This window comes from Mesorhizobium sp. M1252 (assembly GCF_040318265.1).
In the GTDB taxonomy this organism is placed as follows: domain Bacteria; phylum Pseudomonadota; class Alphaproteobacteria; order Rhizobiales; family Rhizobiaceae; genus Mesorhizobium.
The window spans coordinates 54,009-69,770 of the sequence record NZ_JAMYLX010000014.1 but is presented as its reverse complement, the minus strand read 5'-3'; the positions used below and the strand labels follow the sequence as shown (position 1 = coordinate 69,770).

Below are 15,762 nucleotides of genomic sequence, written 5' to 3'. Positions count from 1 at the left end.
TCGAGGGGAAATTTCGCTCATGCCGCCTGCAGCCTCTCTCGGCCGGGCTGCGGCGGGAAGGCGATGGCGATGCCGGCAGCACCGAGGCCGATCAGCGCCGAGCCGATGAACAGCCAGGAATAGCTGGCATAGGCGTCGAAGATCATGCCGCCGGCGAGCGGGCCGAACGACATGCCGAGGCTGGACAACAGGGTCGCGGCGCCAAGTATCGTGCCGATGATGCGTGGCCCGAAATAGTCGCGCGCCAGAACCGCATAGAGCGGCATGACGCCGCCATATGTGGCGCCGAAGATGATCGCCAGGAGATAGAACTGCTCGAGATTGCCGACGGCGAGATAGGCGGCGATCACCACCGCCTGGATGGCGAGGCCCACGATCAGCACCGGCTTGGCGCCCAGCCTGTCGCCGAGCACGCCGTAGAGCACGCGCCCGCCAAGGCCGGCAAGGCCCTCGACGCTGTAGATCGACACGGCTGCCATCGGCGCCACGCCGCACGACATGGCATAGCTCACCATGTGGAAGATCGGCCCCGAATGCGCCGCGCAACAGGCGAAGAAGGTCATGCCCAGCACCAGGAATTGCGGCGAGCGCAACGCCTGGCCGACTGACATGCCGGGGGCCGCGGCAGGTGCGGGCGCGCTGCCATCCGCTGCCGCGACCGCCGCCGACGGCTGGAGCACCAGGAAGACGGCCGGCAGCAACAGCACCCAAGCCATGATCCCGATGTCGAACATGGCGGTACGCCAGTCATAGGCCGTGATCAGCCAGCGTGCGAAGGGCGAAATGGTCATCGGCGCCACGCCCATGCCGGCCGAGACCAGCGACACGGCCAGGCTGCGATGGGTCTCGAACCAGGCGGTGGTCAGCGCGATCATCGGCGCGAAGAAGGCGCTGGCCGCCAGCCCGACGATGACGCCATAGCTCAGCTGGAAGACCAGCAGCGATTGGGCTCGGCTTGCCACCACCAGCGACAGACCGAGCAGCACCGCGCCGGCAAAAACCACCGGGCGGGCGCCGACACGGTCATAGATGGCGCCCCAGGCGAAACCGCCTGCGCCCATCACCAAGAAATTCAGCGTCATGGCGCTGGAAATGCCGGTTCGCGACCAGTTGGTGTCGAGCGCCATCGGCTCGAGAAAGATCGCCAGCGAAAACATCGCGCCGAGCGCCACACAGGTCATCAGCGCGCCGCACGCGACGATCACCCAACGGTAGGAACTGTTCATGCTCTTCTCCCGAGATCGGTTTCGATGCGGCGCCACTCGCTCCAGCTCCGTTGCGCCGCTTGCGTCCGAAGGACGTTGGCGGGATTTCGAATCCGACGATCCGATTGCATTTTTTATCCGGTCTGCGTGGAAGTCCATCCGGATATGACAAAAGCAGGGGCGTAAGGCTGCCAAGCGCGCCGACAAGATAGACTGCCGAATTGACGAGCCGCTCCGCGGCACTAGCTTTGTGGTCTCGCGACGGGAGATATCGCTCATGGAACTGCATCGCGGCCGCCTCATCGACCACGTCCAGCTGGTGGTCAGGGACCTCAAGGCGAGCCGGCGCTTCTATGAAGCCGTCTTCAAGGTGCTCGGCATTCCGATCGGCGGCGAGGCCGAGGACTATTTCTGGGCCGACGAGCTGTTCATCTCAAGCCTCGACAGCCGGGCGGCGAGGGGACAGCTGACCGGGCGCCATCATCTGGCCTTCCAGGCCAGGGACAAGGCCATGGTCGATGCGTTCTACAAGGCTGGCCTCGATGCCGGCGGGGCCGACAATGGCGCGCCGGGTGAGCGGCCCTACCACCCCGGCTACTACGCCGCCTTCCTGCTCGACCCCGACGGCAACAACATCGAGGCGGTGTTTCACGGGCCGGCAAAGCGAAGTGCCGCTTCGGTCGAGATCAATTTCTAGCGCAGGTTCACGAGGAGCGGGTTGCGGTGATCCGTCCGGAGTTCTCGCAAAAACAAAGAGTTGAAGCGGTCCACGGATTCAATCTCTGAACTGCTTCACATTGCCGGCGCGTAGCGGTTCACCACCATTCCGCAGGCATAGGCTTTAGAGCCGAGCAGGCGCAATTTCAGGAAGCCGCCACAGTCGAAAATCCGCTCGCCGTCGCCCAGCGCGGCCGGATTGATGAACAGCTGGAACTCATCGACCAGTCCCGCTGCAATCAGCGCCGAGGCAAAGCCGGCGCCGCCGAATACCGCCATGTCGCCTTCACCTTCAGCTTTCAGCGCCTTGACCTCGCGCGGCAGGTCGCCGCTGGCAAGCGTCGTGCGCTCCCACCGCGATGCCGCGAGCTTGTCGCTCAGCACCACCTTGCGCGCCTCGACGATGCGCTGCGCAAAGGCGTAGAAGGGATCGCGCGGATAGTTTTTTGCCGCATTGCCCCAATGGGTTAGATAGCCTTCTTCGGCCATCTTGCGGCTGAGCAGAATGGTATCGATGCCGGCGAACACCGCGTTGAAATCCTGCTTCAAGTCGTCGTCCCACGGGCAGTTGGCGCCCCATTCCCAGAGCTGCCAGTGCTCATCGCCGGCCGCGCCGACAAAACCGTCGACCGACATCTGCATCTGCAGGATCAGTTTTCTCATCGTTGTTCTCCTGATTGAGCTCTGGTGTCACCAGCGCCAGGTCAGGCGGCGTTGGTGATTGCTTTACTTTCGGAACCATTGACACGAGAGAAAAATGATGTCAATAGTAAAGTGATTTAGAAATGGAAGCATTGAGAATGTCGACCAGGGAAAGATCCGGCTGCCCCATCAGCCTGTCGCTCGAATTGCTCGGTGACCGCTGGACGCTGCTGATCATCCGCGACATGATTTTCGCGGGAAAAAGGCACTTCCGGGAGTTTCTGCTATCAGGCGAAGGCATCTCGTCGCGCACGCTGGCCGAGCGGCTGCAGACCTTGCAGGATGAGGGCATTGTCACCAGAAGCGACGACCCCACGCACAAGCTCAAGGCGATCTATAAGCTGACCGAGGCGGGCATCGACCTGTTGCCGGTGCTGGCGACGCTCGGCGCCTGGGGCAGCAAATACCGCAACGCCGATGACAAGCTGGCAAGGATCGCCGATGAACTGGCGACGGGCGGCGAGGCAGGCCTGGAGCAGATAAAGAAGAAGCTGCGCGCCGAGCATATCGGCTAGGGAGCAACGCCAGCCCTCCCGTCGGGCCGATGGCGGGCTACATCGACACGACGTCGCGCAGCCTCACCCTTCCCATCCCGCAAATCGCTGTGGCCGGAGCCATGTCTGCTTCGGATTGCCATCGCCCGAACCACGGCCTCTTCCAGCCAGCGCGCGATGGCGGGGGCGGCATGCATGCCGATTGGCCCATGCCGCCATGCACGTAGAGCTCTTCGACCGCGGTGCGGCCGGCGACAGGCAGCCCGTCCGACAGCATGGGCGATTGCCGGGATAGACATTCGTCACCGGGGGTGAGCCGAGACCGGACAGGATGCGCAGCGTGCGCGCCGCGATGCGAAGGCGTCTCGGCGCTAGCGCGCCGATCCACCTTCTCCAACAAGGGGAGAAGGTGAGGCGCGCCTTGTCCCGCCTGCGCTTCTACGCGTAGCCTAAGGAGCTAGCGGGAGGAGAATCGCTTGGACACCACTGTCGTTATTGTCGGCGCCGGGCCCGCCGGCCTTGCGGTCGGTGCCTGCCTGAAGCGGGCAGGAGTGGATTTCATCCTGCTCGAAAAATCGCAGGAGATCGCGCCCGCCTGGCGGCGGCACTATCGGCGGCTGCATCTGCATACGGTCAAGTCGTTCTCGTCGCTGCCGTTCCTGCCCTTTCCCAAAAATTATCCGCGCTACGTGCCGCGCGAAATGGTGGTCCGCTATCTCGACGACTACGCGGAAAAATTCGATCTGCGCCCGCGCTTCGGCGTGACGGTGAAAGCCATTCGCCTCGGGGACGGCGGTTTTCTGGTCGAGACAGGATCGGACAACATCAAGGCGCGCCATGTCGTCATCGCCAGCGGTAACAATGCCGAGCCGATCGTCCCCCGGCTCCCTGCTATCGAGGCTTTCAAGGGCGAGGTGCTGCACAGCGCCGACTATACGCAAGCGGCGCCCTTTGCCGGCCGCTCGGTGCTGATCGTCGGCATGGGCAACACCGGCGCCGAGATCGCGCTCGACTTGGCGGAAAGTGGCGCGCGTCCGACCATTTCGGTGCGCAAGGGCGTCCACATCGTGCCGCGCCAGCTGTTCGGCGTGCCGATCCAGATGGTCGGCATCGCCAGCCGGCCGATGCCGCAGGCGCTGAACGACTGGATGTTCCCGATCATCCTCGATTTCGCGCTGGGCAAGCTCGAGAAATACGGCATCGTCAGGCCGAAGCAGGGCATCCTGCAGCAGATCGACGAAATCGGCCGCATCCCGGTCATCGACGTCGGCACGGTCGACGCCATCACCAAAGGCGCCATCAAGATCGCACCCGACATAGCGGGCTTCACCGAGCGCGGCGCTGTGTTCACCGACGGCAGGCAGGAAAATTTCGACGCCGTCATCCTCGCCACCGGCTATCGCCCGGGCTACGAAAAGTTTCTGCCCGTGGAATTGCAGCCGGAGCGCAGTGGCGTCAACGCCCGCGCCTCTCAACTCGGCCTCTACCTCGTCGGCTTCTACAATCCGGTCACCGGTCTGCTACGAGAAATCGGCAGGGAGGCGAAGGCGGTGGCGGCCGACATTGCGCGGCGGCGGTAAAAGGGGAGATCGGCTATCCATCACAGCCGCGCCGCATCGCCCTCATCCAGCAGCCATCGCCGCACGGCTTGCGTCGGTTCTGGGTGCCGTTGCTTGCGCGGCATCACGACATAGAAATCGTGCGTCCCACGCATCTCCGCGTTGATCGGCTGCACCAGCCGGCCGGCGGCAATGTCGGCGGATACGAGAAACCGGCTGGCCAGCGCGATGCCCTGGCCGGCAATGGCGGCGTCGATCGCGAGGCCTGTCTGGTTGAAGCGCATGCGTTTGGCCTCGGCGGCCATCCTCAGGCCGAGCGCCTTTTCCATGAATTCCGGCCATAGATTGTGCGCGTCGTGCAGCAGGACGTGGTGCTGGATGTCGGTCGGCGCGATCTCGTTCGCGCCGGTCGGCAGCAGGGCAGGGCTGCAGATGGCGACGATCTGCTGTGGAAACAAAAGATCCACCATCAGGCCGGCGCCGAAGGGCAGGCGGCCTTGCCTGACCGCAATGTCGACGCCGTCGGCCTGAAAACTCGACAGGCTTTCGCTGGCCAGGATTCGCAAATCGACCAGCGGGTTGTGGGCGACGAACTCCGGCAGTTTGGGGATCAGCCATTTGGTGGCAAAGCTCGGCGTGACGCTGATCGTCAGCCGCGCCGGTTCGGGCCGCAGCAGCAAGGTGGCCTCCGAGATCAGCTCGAAGGCGCGGCGGATGTTGGGCATATAGGCGCGGCCCTCATCGGTCAGCGCCAGGCCGCGCGGCAGCCGGTCGAAGAGTTTTGTGCCGAGATCGGCCTCCAGCCCGCGTATATGCTGCGCCACCGCCCCTTGCGTCACGTTCAGCTCCTGCGCGGCGATGCGGAAGTTGAGATGACGCGCGGCGGCTTCGAAGGCACGCAGCGCATTCAACGGCGGCAGGCTCAGGAAGGCTTCGGGCATGCAGGAGTTTTTCTACAGCTTGATTTCAGGCTTTCTGGTTCGAACCAGATGGCAAGACCGGCTATATCATCCTTTGAAGTCGCGAGACACACGCCGCAAAACCCCAAGGAGAGAAAAATGAGTGTAGAAAAAGTGGCAGTCGTCGTCGCGGGTGGCAGCGGTATGGGCGCGGCGGCGGCCAAGCGGCTGGCGGCGGACGGGTTCAAGGTCGCGATCCTGTCGTCCTCCGGTAAGGGCGAGGCTCTGGCCAAGGAGATTGACGGCCTCGGCGTCACCGGCTCCAACCAGTCGAATGACGATCTGCAGCGGCTCGCCGACCTGACGCTCGAGCGCTTCGGCCGCATCGACGTGCTGGTCAACAGCGGCGGCCACGGGCCACGCGCGCCGATCCTCGAAATCACCGACGAGCAGTGGCACACCGGTCTCGACGTCTATCTGATGAACGTCATCCGGCCGGTGCGCATCGTGGCGCCGCAGATGGTCAAGCAGAAGGCCGGCGCCATCATCAACATCTCGACCGCCTGGGTGGTCGAGCCGAGCCCGATGTTCCCGACATCCGCCGTGTTCCGCGCCGGTCTTGCCGCCTACACCAAGATCTTCGCCAACACCTACGCCGCCGACAATGTGCGCATGAACAATGTGCTGCCCGGCTGGATCGACAGCCTGCCGGCCACCGAGGAGCGCCGCGACAGCGTGCCGATGCAGCGCTACGGCACCTCGGAGGAAATTGCCGCGACCATCGCCTTCCTCGCTTCCGAAGGTGCGGGCTACATTACCGGCCAGAACATCCGCGTCGACGGCGGCATCATCGGCGCGATCTGACCGCGCCGGTCGCCTCGCGTGAGCCGGCGCGTCACTCCTTCACCGCGCCGGTCATCGACGAGACATAGTGCTCGACGAAGAACGAATAGAGCACCACCACCGGCAGCGAGCCGATCAGCGCTCCCGCCATCAGCGCCCCCCATTCGTAGACGTCGGAGCGCACCAACTCGGTCAGCACACCCACCGGCACGGTCTTGTTTTCCGAGGACTGGATGAATGTCAGCGCATAGATGAACTCGTTCCATGACAGGGTGAAGGCGAATATGCCGGCGGAGATCAGGCCGGGCACCGACAGCGGCAGCACGATCTTGGTGAGGATCTGCCACCGGCTCGCTCCGTCTATCAGCGCGCATTCTTCCAGTTCGAACGGGATGGAGCGGAAGTAACCCATCAACAGCCACGTGCAGAACGGCACCAGGAAGGTCGGATAGGTAAGGATGAGCGCGAAGGGCGTGTCGTAGAGCCCGAGGTTGAACACCATCACCGACAGCGGAATGAACAGGATCGAGGGCGGCACCAGATAGGCGAGGAAGATGCCGAGGCCGACCTGCCGCGCCCCGGAGAAGCGCAACCGCTCGATCGCATAGGCGGCGAACACCGACGCCAGCAGCGACAGGAACGTGGCGGCGGTCGAGATGATGATCGTGTTGAGCAGCCAGCCCGGATAGGAGGTCTCGAACAGGAGATAGCGGATGTGCTCCAATGTCGGATGCACCACCCAGAACGGATTGAACTGCGCATAGTCGGTCATCTCGAGATTGGGCTTAACCGCCGTGATCGTCATCCAGTAAAACGGAAACAACAGCACGAAGACGAACACCAGCAGCGGCAGATAGACCGTCACCACGCGGCGCGGCAGGCTCTGCAGGTAGCCCATGCCGCCTTCGTCGATATCCCCACGTTTCGCCTTCCTTGTCGCGGCCGTCTTGACCATGTCAGTCTCCGCCGCCTTGTTGCCATTTGCGGCGTTGCAGGCCGAAATAGCTGAACAGGATCGCCGCCAGCAGGAACGGGATCATGGCCACCGCGATGGCCGCGCCCTCGCCAAGCTGGCCGCCGGAAATGCCGCGCTGGAAAGACAATGTCGCCATCAGATGCGTGGCATTCACCGGTCCGCCCCGGGTCAGCACGTAGATCAGCTGGAAATCGGTGAAAGTGAACAGCACCGAGAAGGTCATGGTGATGGCGATGATCGGCGTCAGCAGCGGCAGAGTCACATAACGAAACAACTGCCAGCGACTGGCGCCGTCGAGCGTGGCCGCCTCGTAGAGCGACTGCGGAATGGTCTGTAGGCCGGCGAGCAGCGTGATGGCGACGAAAGGAATGCCGCGCCAGACGTTGGCGGCGATAACCGAAGCGCGCGCATTCTCCGGATCGCCGAGGAAATTGATGCGGTGGTCGATCAGGCCCATTTGCTGCAGCGCCCAGGACAGGATGGAGAACTGCGAATCGTAGATCCACCAGAAGGCGATGGCTGACAGTACGGTGGGCACCACCCAAGGCAGCAGGACTATCGCGCGGAAGAACGATTTGAACGGCAGGTTTTCATTGAGAATGAGCGCCAGCCACAGGCCGAGCACGAACTTCAGGATCGAGGCGCTGACCGTGTAGAGCAGCGTGTTGAAGACGGAGAGCCAGAAGACGTTGTCATTCCAAAGGTACTGATAATTCTCGACGCCGATGAAGATGCCGGGGCGGCCGATACGGGCATCGGTGAAGCCGAGCCAGACGCCCAGCCCGAGCGGATAGGTCAGGAAGACCAGCAGCAGCGCCGCCGCCGGCAGCATGAAGCCGAAGCCCAGCGCGTTGCGGCTTTCGGAGATCCGCGAAAGCATCGACGGACGCGGCTGGGCGGCAACGGACGGCACGGCCATGAAGGGCTCCTCATCGGGGAATCAGGTCACGGCGTCAACGGCCGCCATGGGATTGTGCGACGGGCCGGGCAGCGCACTAGACGCTGCCCGGCGGTGCCGTGATCAAACGCGGTAGTAGCGGTTGGCGCGCTTCTCCGCCTCCTCCATCGCCTCCTGCGGCGTCGCCTGGCCGGTCACCGCCTTGGCGAACATGTCGACCAGGACATAGTCGGCCATGGTCGCCGCCGAGGCATAGCCGAGCGGCCCGGCATAGCCGTTGGGGCGCAGCGTCGCCGAGGCCTTGGCATAGGCGGCATTGTTCGGGTCGGCCGTCCACACTGGATTGTTGTCGAAGGCCTTCAGCGTCTGGCAGCAATAGCCCGCCGAGGAGGTGATCCAGTCGGTCATCTGCGGATCCTCGAACATGAACTGCAGATAGGCCTTGGCCGCATTGGGGTAGGGCGTGTAGTTGAAGATGACGGCGGTGGTCACCTGGAACAGTTCGACCGATTTCCCGACGGGACCGATCGGCAGGTTGGTGGTGCGGATGTCCTTGGCGATCTCAGCCAGCTTCGGATCGTTGTCCTTGTTGATCTTGGCCGTATTGTAGGCGGAAATGCCGTTGGCGATGACGCCGAGTTCGCCGGCCAGGAAGGCGCGGTTGTTATTGACGTCGAGCCAGCTTTCGGTCCCGGGAATGAAGGTCTTGTAGAGTTCCTGCGCGTATCCGATCGCCTTTAGCGTCTCGGGGCTGTTGATCGCCACCTTGCCGCTCTCGTCGACCATCTGGCCGCCATGGCTCCACAGCAGCCAGTGCGCGTAATTGTTGCCGTCGCCGACGCCGTGGCCGTGCGTGAAGCCAGCCGGATGTCCCTTCGCCTGCAACGCCTTGCAAAGCTCGAGGAAGCCTGCCGTGTCCTTCGGAAATTCGGAGAAGCCGGCCTCCTTCACCCAGCTTTCGCGATAGACGATGGCATTGCCGATCGTGGCCAGCGGCAGGCCGACGAACTTGCCGTCCCGCGTCGCATATTGCTTTGGTCCGTCGTGCCAGCCGACATATTTCGAGCCCAGATACTCGCCGAGCTCGGTCACGTCGTGCAGCTTGTCGGGATATTGATGCGGGTCGTCGAACCAGACGAACATCAGGTCCGGGCCGGAACCGACATTGGCCGCGACCGCTGCCTTGGGGCGAATGTCCTCCCAGCTTTCCTTGTCGACACGAACCTCGACACCTGTCGCCTCGGTGAAGCGCTTGGTGTTGGCCAGCCATTGATCCTCATCGCCCTTGACGAAGGGCGACCAGCGCAGCAGCCGCAGCTTTGCGCCTTCCTCGGGCTTGTATTTCAAGCCCTCCTGGGCAAAAGCCGGCGAGCCGACGAACCGGCTTCCCAGAGCTCCCGCCGCGGCACCTGCGGTCGTGCGGATTACATCGCGTCTCGTGAATTTCATGGTCGTCTCCTCCGGTTTATCTTCCTTGCTATGCGGTCCTTACCATCCGTTACGCGTTTCAAATCGTGTTCCGGTCTTGCCGTCAAAGAGATGAATCAGGCCAGGCGCGGCAGAGAGCCGTATGGATTCGCCCGGTGTTAAGGCATGGCGTTCGCGGAAATTGGCGACGATCTCGTCGCCGCCGGCGGTGCGGCCGATGATCTGCACTTCCGACCCGGTCGGCTCGACCACCGCGACGGTGACTGGTATGCCTTGGTCTGACGATAGCCGCAAATGCTCGGGCCGTATTCCCAGCACCACCGGATGACCGTTGCCAACGGCCGGCGCGCCGGCCAGCGGCACGGAAATTCCCCCGGCGCCGCGAAAGGACGGAGACCCGTCGGTGACGATCTCGCCCTTGATCAGGTTCATGGCGGGCGAGCCGATGAAACTGGCGACGAAGAGATTGTTTGGCCTGTCGTAGAGCTCCAGCGGCGGTCCGATCTGTTCGACGATGCCGTCATGCATGACGACGATCTTGTCGGCCATGGTCATGGCCTCGATCTGGTCGTGGGTGACATAGACTGTGGTCGTCTTGAGCCGCTGGTGCAGTTCCTTGATCTCGGCGCGCATCTGCACCCTGAGCTTGGCGTCGAGATTGGAGAGCGGTTCGTCGAACAGGAAAACCTGTGGATCGCGCACGATCGCCCGGCCCATGGCGACGCGCTGGCGCTGGCCGCCGGAAAGCTGGCGCGGATATCGCGTCAGCAATGGCACCAGCCCGAGGATTTCGGCGGCGCGCTGAATGCTGGTAGCGCAATCGGCCTTCGAAACACCTTTGAGCATGAGCGAGAACGCCATGTTCTCGGCGACCGTCATGTGCGGGTAGAGCGCGTAGTTCTGGAACACCATGGCAACGTCGCGCTCTTTCGGCGCAACGTTGTTGACGACCCGATCCCCGATCGCGATCTCGCCCCGAGAAATCTTTTCCAGGCCGGCGATCATCCTGAGAAGGGTCGATTTTCCGCAACCCGACGGGCCGACCAGCGTGACGAATTCGCCGTCGTCGATATCCACACTGACGCCATGCAGGACCTCGACGGTCCCGAACGATTTGTAAACATCGCCGATCGCGACAGACGCCATCGATCTCCTCCCGAATGCTTCTTGCGACGCCCCGAAGGAAACCGCTCCTCTCCCGCCTCGCGACCGTCTCCCATTCCCCCAACAGGTCGCGTGACGATCAGACGGTAGCGCTACCAAGCCTGCCTGTAAAGCGGCCATGCGGCCGGTGCTCTTGTCATTCGGAACACCGGCGCAATGACCGGTTCGCCGGCAAACTACCCCCCATTCACAAAAGCCAGCACCAGCTTCTGCAGGTTTCCGCCGGGGCCGAATTCGACCCGGTCGAAGTCGCGGCTCGCCTGCCGCTGAGCCAGCGAGATCTGGGCGAGTTGCCTCGTCAGCTCGGTTCTGATCTTGCTGCAGGCGGGGTCATCAGTAACGGTCAGGCCGACGCTCACCGCCTCGATCTTGCGCACCATCTCGGCGATGGCTGCGCCATGCACTCTCTCGTGGGCGGCGAGCCCGGCGATGAACACCGTCCAGTTCTTCTGGACGGAAGCCGGCAACGGTTCGGCCGGCTTCGGCAAGGTGTAGGTGATGATCAGTTTCGGGCGCGCCGATTTGAGCACGCAGGCGTCGCCTTGCGGCCTGTAGTCCCTGGTCCAGGTCAGCTTGAAATTGGTGTGCGCAATGACCCGACCCTTGCCGAGCAAGGGGCCGGCTTCGCCGATCGCGGCATAGAGTTCCGGGCCGGTCCGCCCTGCGATGGCGTAGGTCTCGACCTTTTCGACCGGCTTCCAGTCGGCGCGTGCCGGCGACGCCAGCAGGGAGGCCGCGAACAGGAGAAAGAACATGGCTGGTTTCATGGAAACGTCAGAGACACTGGGCTGAGGCAAAGATCAACCCGGCGCAATGCACTCAGGTCCCACGGCAGGCCGCGTCATAGTCGGCCAGCACCTGATCGACAGCTTCGAGAAGGATAGCCTCGGGATTGCCCGCCGGCCCGAGTTCGGCCGGCAGCGCCGGCAGGAATTGCCGCATCAGCGTTTCGGGAATGGCAACGTCGTCCAGCGCCTTGCGCAGGCGCTCGACGGCCGCGACAGCGGTGGGGTTGCTCCAATAATAGCGGATGCGGTCGCTGTAGCTGTAATGCCGCTGCACATAGAGCTCTGCTTCATTGCCATGATAGTGGCTGTGCCAATGGCCGGGGGCTGCCAGCATCGCGCTTTCCATGGTCCGGGCGAGCGACCGGTCGCCATAGTCCCTGGCCATTTCGGAGGCGATCAGGTCGAGCCCGTAAAGCGCCTCGCGCAAGACGAAGGTCAGGCCGGGGCCGACCTTGAGGATAGGAAAGCCGTTTGCGACCAGCGCGGTCAAAGCCGCACGGGTCTGGTAGTCGGTCGAATGCGCCTCGTAGACGAGCGACGGCTGCTCATCGAGCAAGCCGGTCAGGCCCTTGGATTTTTCGGGCGCGTAGGCGACGACATTTTGGCTGCCGAATTCCATGCCCGGCTGCACCACCACGGCCATGACGCGGCCGAACGCCTCGGTCAGGCCTTCGCGGGCAAAGATCTCCCGGTGAACCTCGATCGTGCGCCGCGCCGCCGCCGCCTCGGTCGGCTTCAACTCGCTGATCGCATGGTCGACGCCGCCGGGGGCGGGAACTTCGGTGCCGATGATGTAGACCGGCAAGGTGCTGCCTGCGGCGTGCGCGCCCGTTTCGGCCGCCTTTGCCAGCCGCGCCGCCCGGGTGGCGATGGTCTCGTCGTCAAGCGCCGCCGGCTCGCCGGCGCAGCCCATCGATGCGTCGAGATGGATCTTGGTGAAGCCGGCCGCGATATAGGCGCCGACCATGGCCTCGGCCTTGTCCATCGCCTGCGCCGCCGGCTCTGCGCGCCACGGGTTCGGTCCCAGATGGTCGCCGCCGAAGATGATACGCGAGGCTTCCAGCCCCTCGCGGCAGGCGATCTCCAGCACGAAGGCGACGAACAGCGCCGGGGTCATTCCGGTATAGCCGCCGAACTGGTTGACCTGATTGCAGGTTGCCTCAATCAGCAGGTTTTTCTCCCTGTCGGCAACGGCGCGCCTGATCGCCGTCTGGATCACCAGCGGATGCGCGGAGCAGATCGAGGTGATGCCGTAGGGCGAGCCGTTTTTGCGCGCGCTGGCGAGGCCTGCAAGCGGGTTGGCGCTCATGTCCGTCTCGCTGTTCCCTTGATGAATTGATCGAGTCCGTCGAAGCTGGTGACGCCCTCCATCGGGCCGCGCCGGGTGACGTTGCGGGCGCCGGCGGCATTGGCATAAAGCAGCGCCTTGCCGGGCTCCATCCCCTGGCGGCGGCAGGTCAGGTAGGTGGCGCCGAAACAATCGCCGGCGCCCGTGGGGTCGACTTCCTCGACCTGAAAACCGGCGCAGTCGATCCTGGCGCCGTCGGCGCCGAACCAGGAAGAGCCGTCAGCACCGCGCTTCAGCACGATCTCGCCGACGCCCCTGGCAAACAGCGCCGCCACCGCCCGGTGCTCGTCATCGACGCCCGCCGTAGCGAGCAATTCGTCGCCGGACGGCAGCAGCAGGTCGGCATCGTCGATGAGTGCGGAAAACAGTGCGCCGTCGGAGCCGTCGATCAGCTCCTTGCGCACATTCGGGTCGAATGAGGTCGAGCCGCCGCGGGCACGAACCGCCTGCACTGCGTAGCTGACGATCTCCTTCAGCCCTGCCACCGACAGCGTCGATCCCATGATATGCAGATGGCCGGCCCTGTCCGCCAGCAGGCGCGCAGCAGTGGTCAGGTGGATCTGCCCGGCGGCGGATTCGGCGATGTTGTAGACGAAGTCCCTGATACCATCGGGCCGGTAGCGCACGAAGGCGCATCCCGTCGGGAAGCGGTCGCTGATATCGACGGCTGAGACGTCGACGCCGTCGAGCTCCAGCCTGTCCAGGTTGAGCGTGCCGAAATCGTCGCGGCCGACGCAGCCGATGATGCCGGCGCCGCCTCCCAGCCGGGCGACCTGGTCGATGAAGATCGCCGGCGCACCGCTGGGGAATGGCCCGACAAGCGATTGCGGCTCGAGGAAGCCGAAACCCAGTTCCGTCGCCATGATCTCGACCAGGATTTCGCCGGCGACAATCGTTGGCCCCACGCCCTCGGCGGCGATCTCGCTTCGGCGCGAAAGGCTCATGCTTGCGATTCCTCTCACACGCAAACTGATTGCTTGCCCGCGCAGTTATCCGACGCAAATGTTTATCGGGTAAATCGCACATACAGCGAAGTCAATAAAACTCTACATGCGTATAGTTTATCTGTTTCCGCGCGTACACATTGCAGGATTCGGGTGGCTGGGATCGTGGCACCGTGCAAATCAGGCGTCGACCGCAGCGAAAGGACAGCCATGCTCACGCTTCATGATTATTTGCCGTCGCAAAACGTTTGGAAGGCGAGGGTCGTGCTCGGCCTGCTCAACATTCCCTATGAAAGCCGCCTGGTGTCGATTTTCGAGGGCGAGAGCCACACCGACGCCTTCCTGAAGCTCAACCCGGCCGGCGCCGTTCCTGTGCTCGAACTCGAGGATGGCCGTGCGATCGCCGAATCGAATGCGATCCTCATTTATCTCGCCGAAGGCACGCCCTTGCTGCCGGCGGATCGCTATGTCAACGCGAAAATTATGCAATGGCTGTTCTTCGAACAGTACCATGTCGAGCCGGTCATCGGCTCCCTGCGCTTCTGGACGCTGGCCGGAAGGCTGGAGCGCAACCAGGCGATGGTTCCGGCCAAGCGCGAAGCCGGCGCCCGCACGCTGGCAGCGCTGGAGCGCAGCCTGAACGATACGCCGTTCCTTGTCGGCGACACGCTCACCATCGCCGACATTGCTGTCTATGCCTACGGCCACCGTGCCGAAGATTGCGGCTTTGCGCTGGCGGCTTATCCGGCGGTCCTCGCCTGGACGGACCGGGTGCGCGACGCCATCGGTCCCGGCTATCCCGTGCATCTCTACAGCATCGATCCGCACTCGGCTGCTTGACGGCAAAAGGCGCGCGCGTTCATCTTGCTTAGTCGAAAAGAAGACCCAGATTCTGCTTTGTCGGCGGTTTTTACTCGCAATCCGTTGGCTGGATGGCCGGGTCTCGGCGTCATCTCGACGACCGGCCGGCACTTAGCATGGAGGTGACCATGACACGCGACGACATCATTTCGGTGTTGGGGCCGGTAGACGAGGCAGTCATAGCCGACATCGCGCTGACCGGCGCCACCCTTGAAGAACTGCGCGAGGCGTTCGCCTGGCTCGGTGCCGACGAGGCGCTGGTCAACGAGGGCCGCCGCTTGCCGGGAACGAAGGTGGCGCGGCTGATCGAAATTCTCGATATGCCGGACGACGAGGACGGCCGGCAAGCGGCGGCGCAGTAGGCTGTAGGCGTAGGGTATCGATCCGCGCCACCTTATTCCCTATTCCCTACGGCCTATTCCCTTCCCTTACGCCCTCGACAGCAGCCGGCGCATGATCAGCGAGGCGTGGCCGCCAACGCCGTGCGCGGCCGTGTGGCGCTCGACCACTTCGAAACCGTGCTTGCGATAGAAGGCGATCGCCCGGTCGTTGCCCTCGATCACTTCCAGCGCAATGCTGGGGATGCCGGCATGCGCGACAAGCACCGCGTGCAGCAGGTCGGTGGCGAGCCCGCTGCCGAACTCTGTCTTGTCGATGTGCAGCCGGTCGAGCAGGACATCGCCACGGTCGTCCATCGCCGCCATCGCGTAGCCGGCGATCGAACCGTCCGGCCGTTCGGCCACGAACGACATCTTGTTGTCGTCCCCAAGTTCCTCGGCCAGCCGCTCGGGCGCATGCTTGTCGTCCGAGAGGCGTGCAGTGGTCTCGGGTCCGAGGATCGCCGAATAGGTGCGCCGCCAAGACTCTCCCAGCAGCCGCGATACCGACGCTACATCGTTCTCTGTCATCGCCCTGATCTGAACCATGGCCGATCCC

The 15,762-nt window shown here is 63.7% G+C and carries 17 protein-coding genes; 6 read left to right on the top strand and 11 right to left on the bottom strand.

What is annotated here, in order from left to right; genetic code table 11:
• Positions 1-17: 17 nt before the first annotated feature.
• Positions 18-1,226 (bottom strand): MFS transporter, encoded by a 1,209-nt coding sequence (locus NKH22_RS24650; RefSeq protein WP_023735437.1) that lies wholly within the window; start codon positions 1,224-1,226, stop codon positions 18-20.
• A gap of 247 nt (positions 1,227-1,473) precedes the next feature.
• On the opposite strand from NKH22_RS24650, the gene NKH22_RS24645 reads away from it, so the two are divergent.
• Positions 1,474-1,902 (top strand): VOC family protein, encoded by a 429-nt coding sequence (locus tag NKH22_RS24645; protein WP_155922514.1) that lies wholly within the window; start codon positions 1,474-1,476, stop codon positions 1,900-1,902.
• Between the two features lie 95 nt (positions 1,903-1,997).
• Here the strand turns inward: NKH22_RS24645 and NKH22_RS24640 are convergent, their stop codons facing one another.
• Complete coding sequence (locus NKH22_RS24640; protein WP_023673464.1) at positions 1,998-2,585, bottom strand: dihydrofolate reductase family protein; 588 nt, start codon at positions 2,583-2,585, stop codon at positions 1,998-2,000.
• Positions 2,586-2,722: 137 nt separating this feature from the next.
• On the opposite strand from NKH22_RS24640, the gene NKH22_RS24635 reads away from it, so the two are divergent.
• Together NKH22_RS24635 and NKH22_RS24630 are read left to right on the top strand one after the other, a co-directional pair.
• Positions 2,723-3,139 carry a winged helix-turn-helix transcriptional regulator gene (locus tag NKH22_RS24635; RefSeq protein WP_023673465.1) on the top strand — a complete coding sequence of 139 codons (417 nt, stop codon included), beginning with the start codon at positions 2,723-2,725 and terminating at the stop codon, positions 3,137-3,139.
• 455 nt (positions 3,140-3,594) lie between these two features.
• Complete coding sequence (locus tag NKH22_RS24630) at positions 3,595-4,698, top strand: flavin-containing monooxygenase (protein ID WP_023735436.1); 1,104 nt, start codon at positions 3,595-3,597, stop codon at positions 4,696-4,698.
• A gap of 20 nt (positions 4,699-4,718) precedes the next feature.
• Here the strand turns inward: NKH22_RS24630 and gcvA are convergent, their stop codons facing one another.
• Complete coding sequence (gcvA, locus tag NKH22_RS24625) at positions 4,719-5,618, bottom strand: transcriptional regulator GcvA (RefSeq protein ID WP_352911378.1); 900 nt, start codon at positions 5,616-5,618, stop codon at positions 4,719-4,721.
• A 117-nt stretch (positions 5,619-5,735) separates the two neighbouring features.
• Between gcvA and NKH22_RS24620 the strand changes: the two genes are divergently transcribed.
• Positions 5,736-6,440 carry an SDR family oxidoreductase gene (locus NKH22_RS24620; RefSeq protein WP_352911375.1) on the top strand — a complete coding sequence of 235 codons (705 nt, stop codon included), beginning with the start codon at positions 5,736-5,738 and terminating at the stop codon, positions 6,438-6,440.
• A gap of 31 nt (positions 6,441-6,471) precedes the next feature.
• Here NKH22_RS24620 and NKH22_RS24615 read toward each other — a convergent pair whose 3' ends face one another.
• The 7 genes from NKH22_RS24615 to NKH22_RS24585 form a co-directional block, all read right to left on the bottom strand.
• Complete coding sequence (locus NKH22_RS24615) at positions 6,472-7,374, bottom strand: carbohydrate ABC transporter permease (protein ID WP_023673469.1); 903 nt, start codon at positions 7,372-7,374, stop codon at positions 6,472-6,474.
• A gap of 1 nt (position 7,375) precedes the next feature.
• Positions 7,376-8,275: a carbohydrate ABC transporter permease gene (locus NKH22_RS24610; protein ID WP_373432851.1), complete on the bottom strand. Its 900-nt coding sequence runs from the start codon at positions 8,273-8,275 to the stop codon at positions 7,376-7,378.
• Between the two features lie 141 nt (positions 8,276-8,416).
• Positions 8,417-9,742, bottom strand: a complete 1,326-nt coding sequence (locus NKH22_RS24605; RefSeq protein ID WP_352911373.1) for an ABC transporter substrate-binding protein — start codon at positions 9,740-9,742, stop codon at positions 8,417-8,419.
• A gap of 39 nt (positions 9,743-9,781) precedes the next feature.
• Positions 9,782-10,867 carry an ABC transporter ATP-binding protein gene (locus NKH22_RS24600; protein WP_023673472.1) on the bottom strand — a complete coding sequence of 362 codons (1,086 nt, stop codon included), beginning with the start codon at positions 10,865-10,867 and terminating at the stop codon, positions 9,782-9,784.
• A gap of 194 nt (positions 10,868-11,061) precedes the next feature.
• A complete protein-coding gene (locus tag NKH22_RS24595) occupies positions 11,062-11,652 on the bottom strand; it encodes a DUF922 domain-containing Zn-dependent protease (RefSeq protein WP_023673473.1) in 591 nt (196 codons plus the stop codon).
• Between the two features lie 52 nt (positions 11,653-11,704).
• Positions 11,705-12,982, bottom strand: coding sequence for a D-tagatose-bisphosphate aldolase, class II, non-catalytic subunit (locus NKH22_RS24590; RefSeq protein ID WP_023673474.1), 1,278 nt, complete (start codon positions 12,980-12,982; stop codon positions 11,705-11,707).
• Positions 12,979-13,965: a tagatose kinase gene (locus tag NKH22_RS24585; protein WP_023673475.1), complete on the bottom strand. Its 987-nt coding sequence runs from the start codon at positions 13,963-13,965 to the stop codon at positions 12,979-12,981. Before NKH22_RS24585 ends, NKH22_RS24590 begins: the two co-directional genes overlap by 4 nt.
• 210 nt (positions 13,966-14,175) lie before the next feature.
• Between NKH22_RS24585 and NKH22_RS24580 the strand changes: the two genes are divergently transcribed.
• Positions 14,176-14,805 carry a glutathione S-transferase family protein gene (locus tag NKH22_RS24580; protein ID WP_031215554.1) on the top strand — a complete coding sequence of 210 codons (630 nt, stop codon included), beginning with the start codon at positions 14,176-14,178 and terminating at the stop codon, positions 14,803-14,805.
• A 149-nt stretch (positions 14,806-14,954) separates the two neighbouring features.
• Positions 14,955-15,188: a hypothetical protein gene (locus tag NKH22_RS24575; RefSeq protein WP_031202909.1), complete on the top strand. Its 234-nt coding sequence runs from the start codon at positions 14,955-14,957 to the stop codon at positions 15,186-15,188.
• A gap of 66 nt (positions 15,189-15,254) precedes the next feature.
• On the opposite strand, the gene NKH22_RS24570 is transcribed toward NKH22_RS24575, so the two are convergent.
• Positions 15,255-15,752 carry a GNAT family N-acetyltransferase gene (locus NKH22_RS24570; protein WP_023705110.1) on the bottom strand — a complete coding sequence of 166 codons (498 nt, stop codon included), beginning with the start codon at positions 15,750-15,752 and terminating at the stop codon, positions 15,255-15,257.
• Between the last annotated feature and the right edge of the window lie 10 nt (positions 15,753-15,762).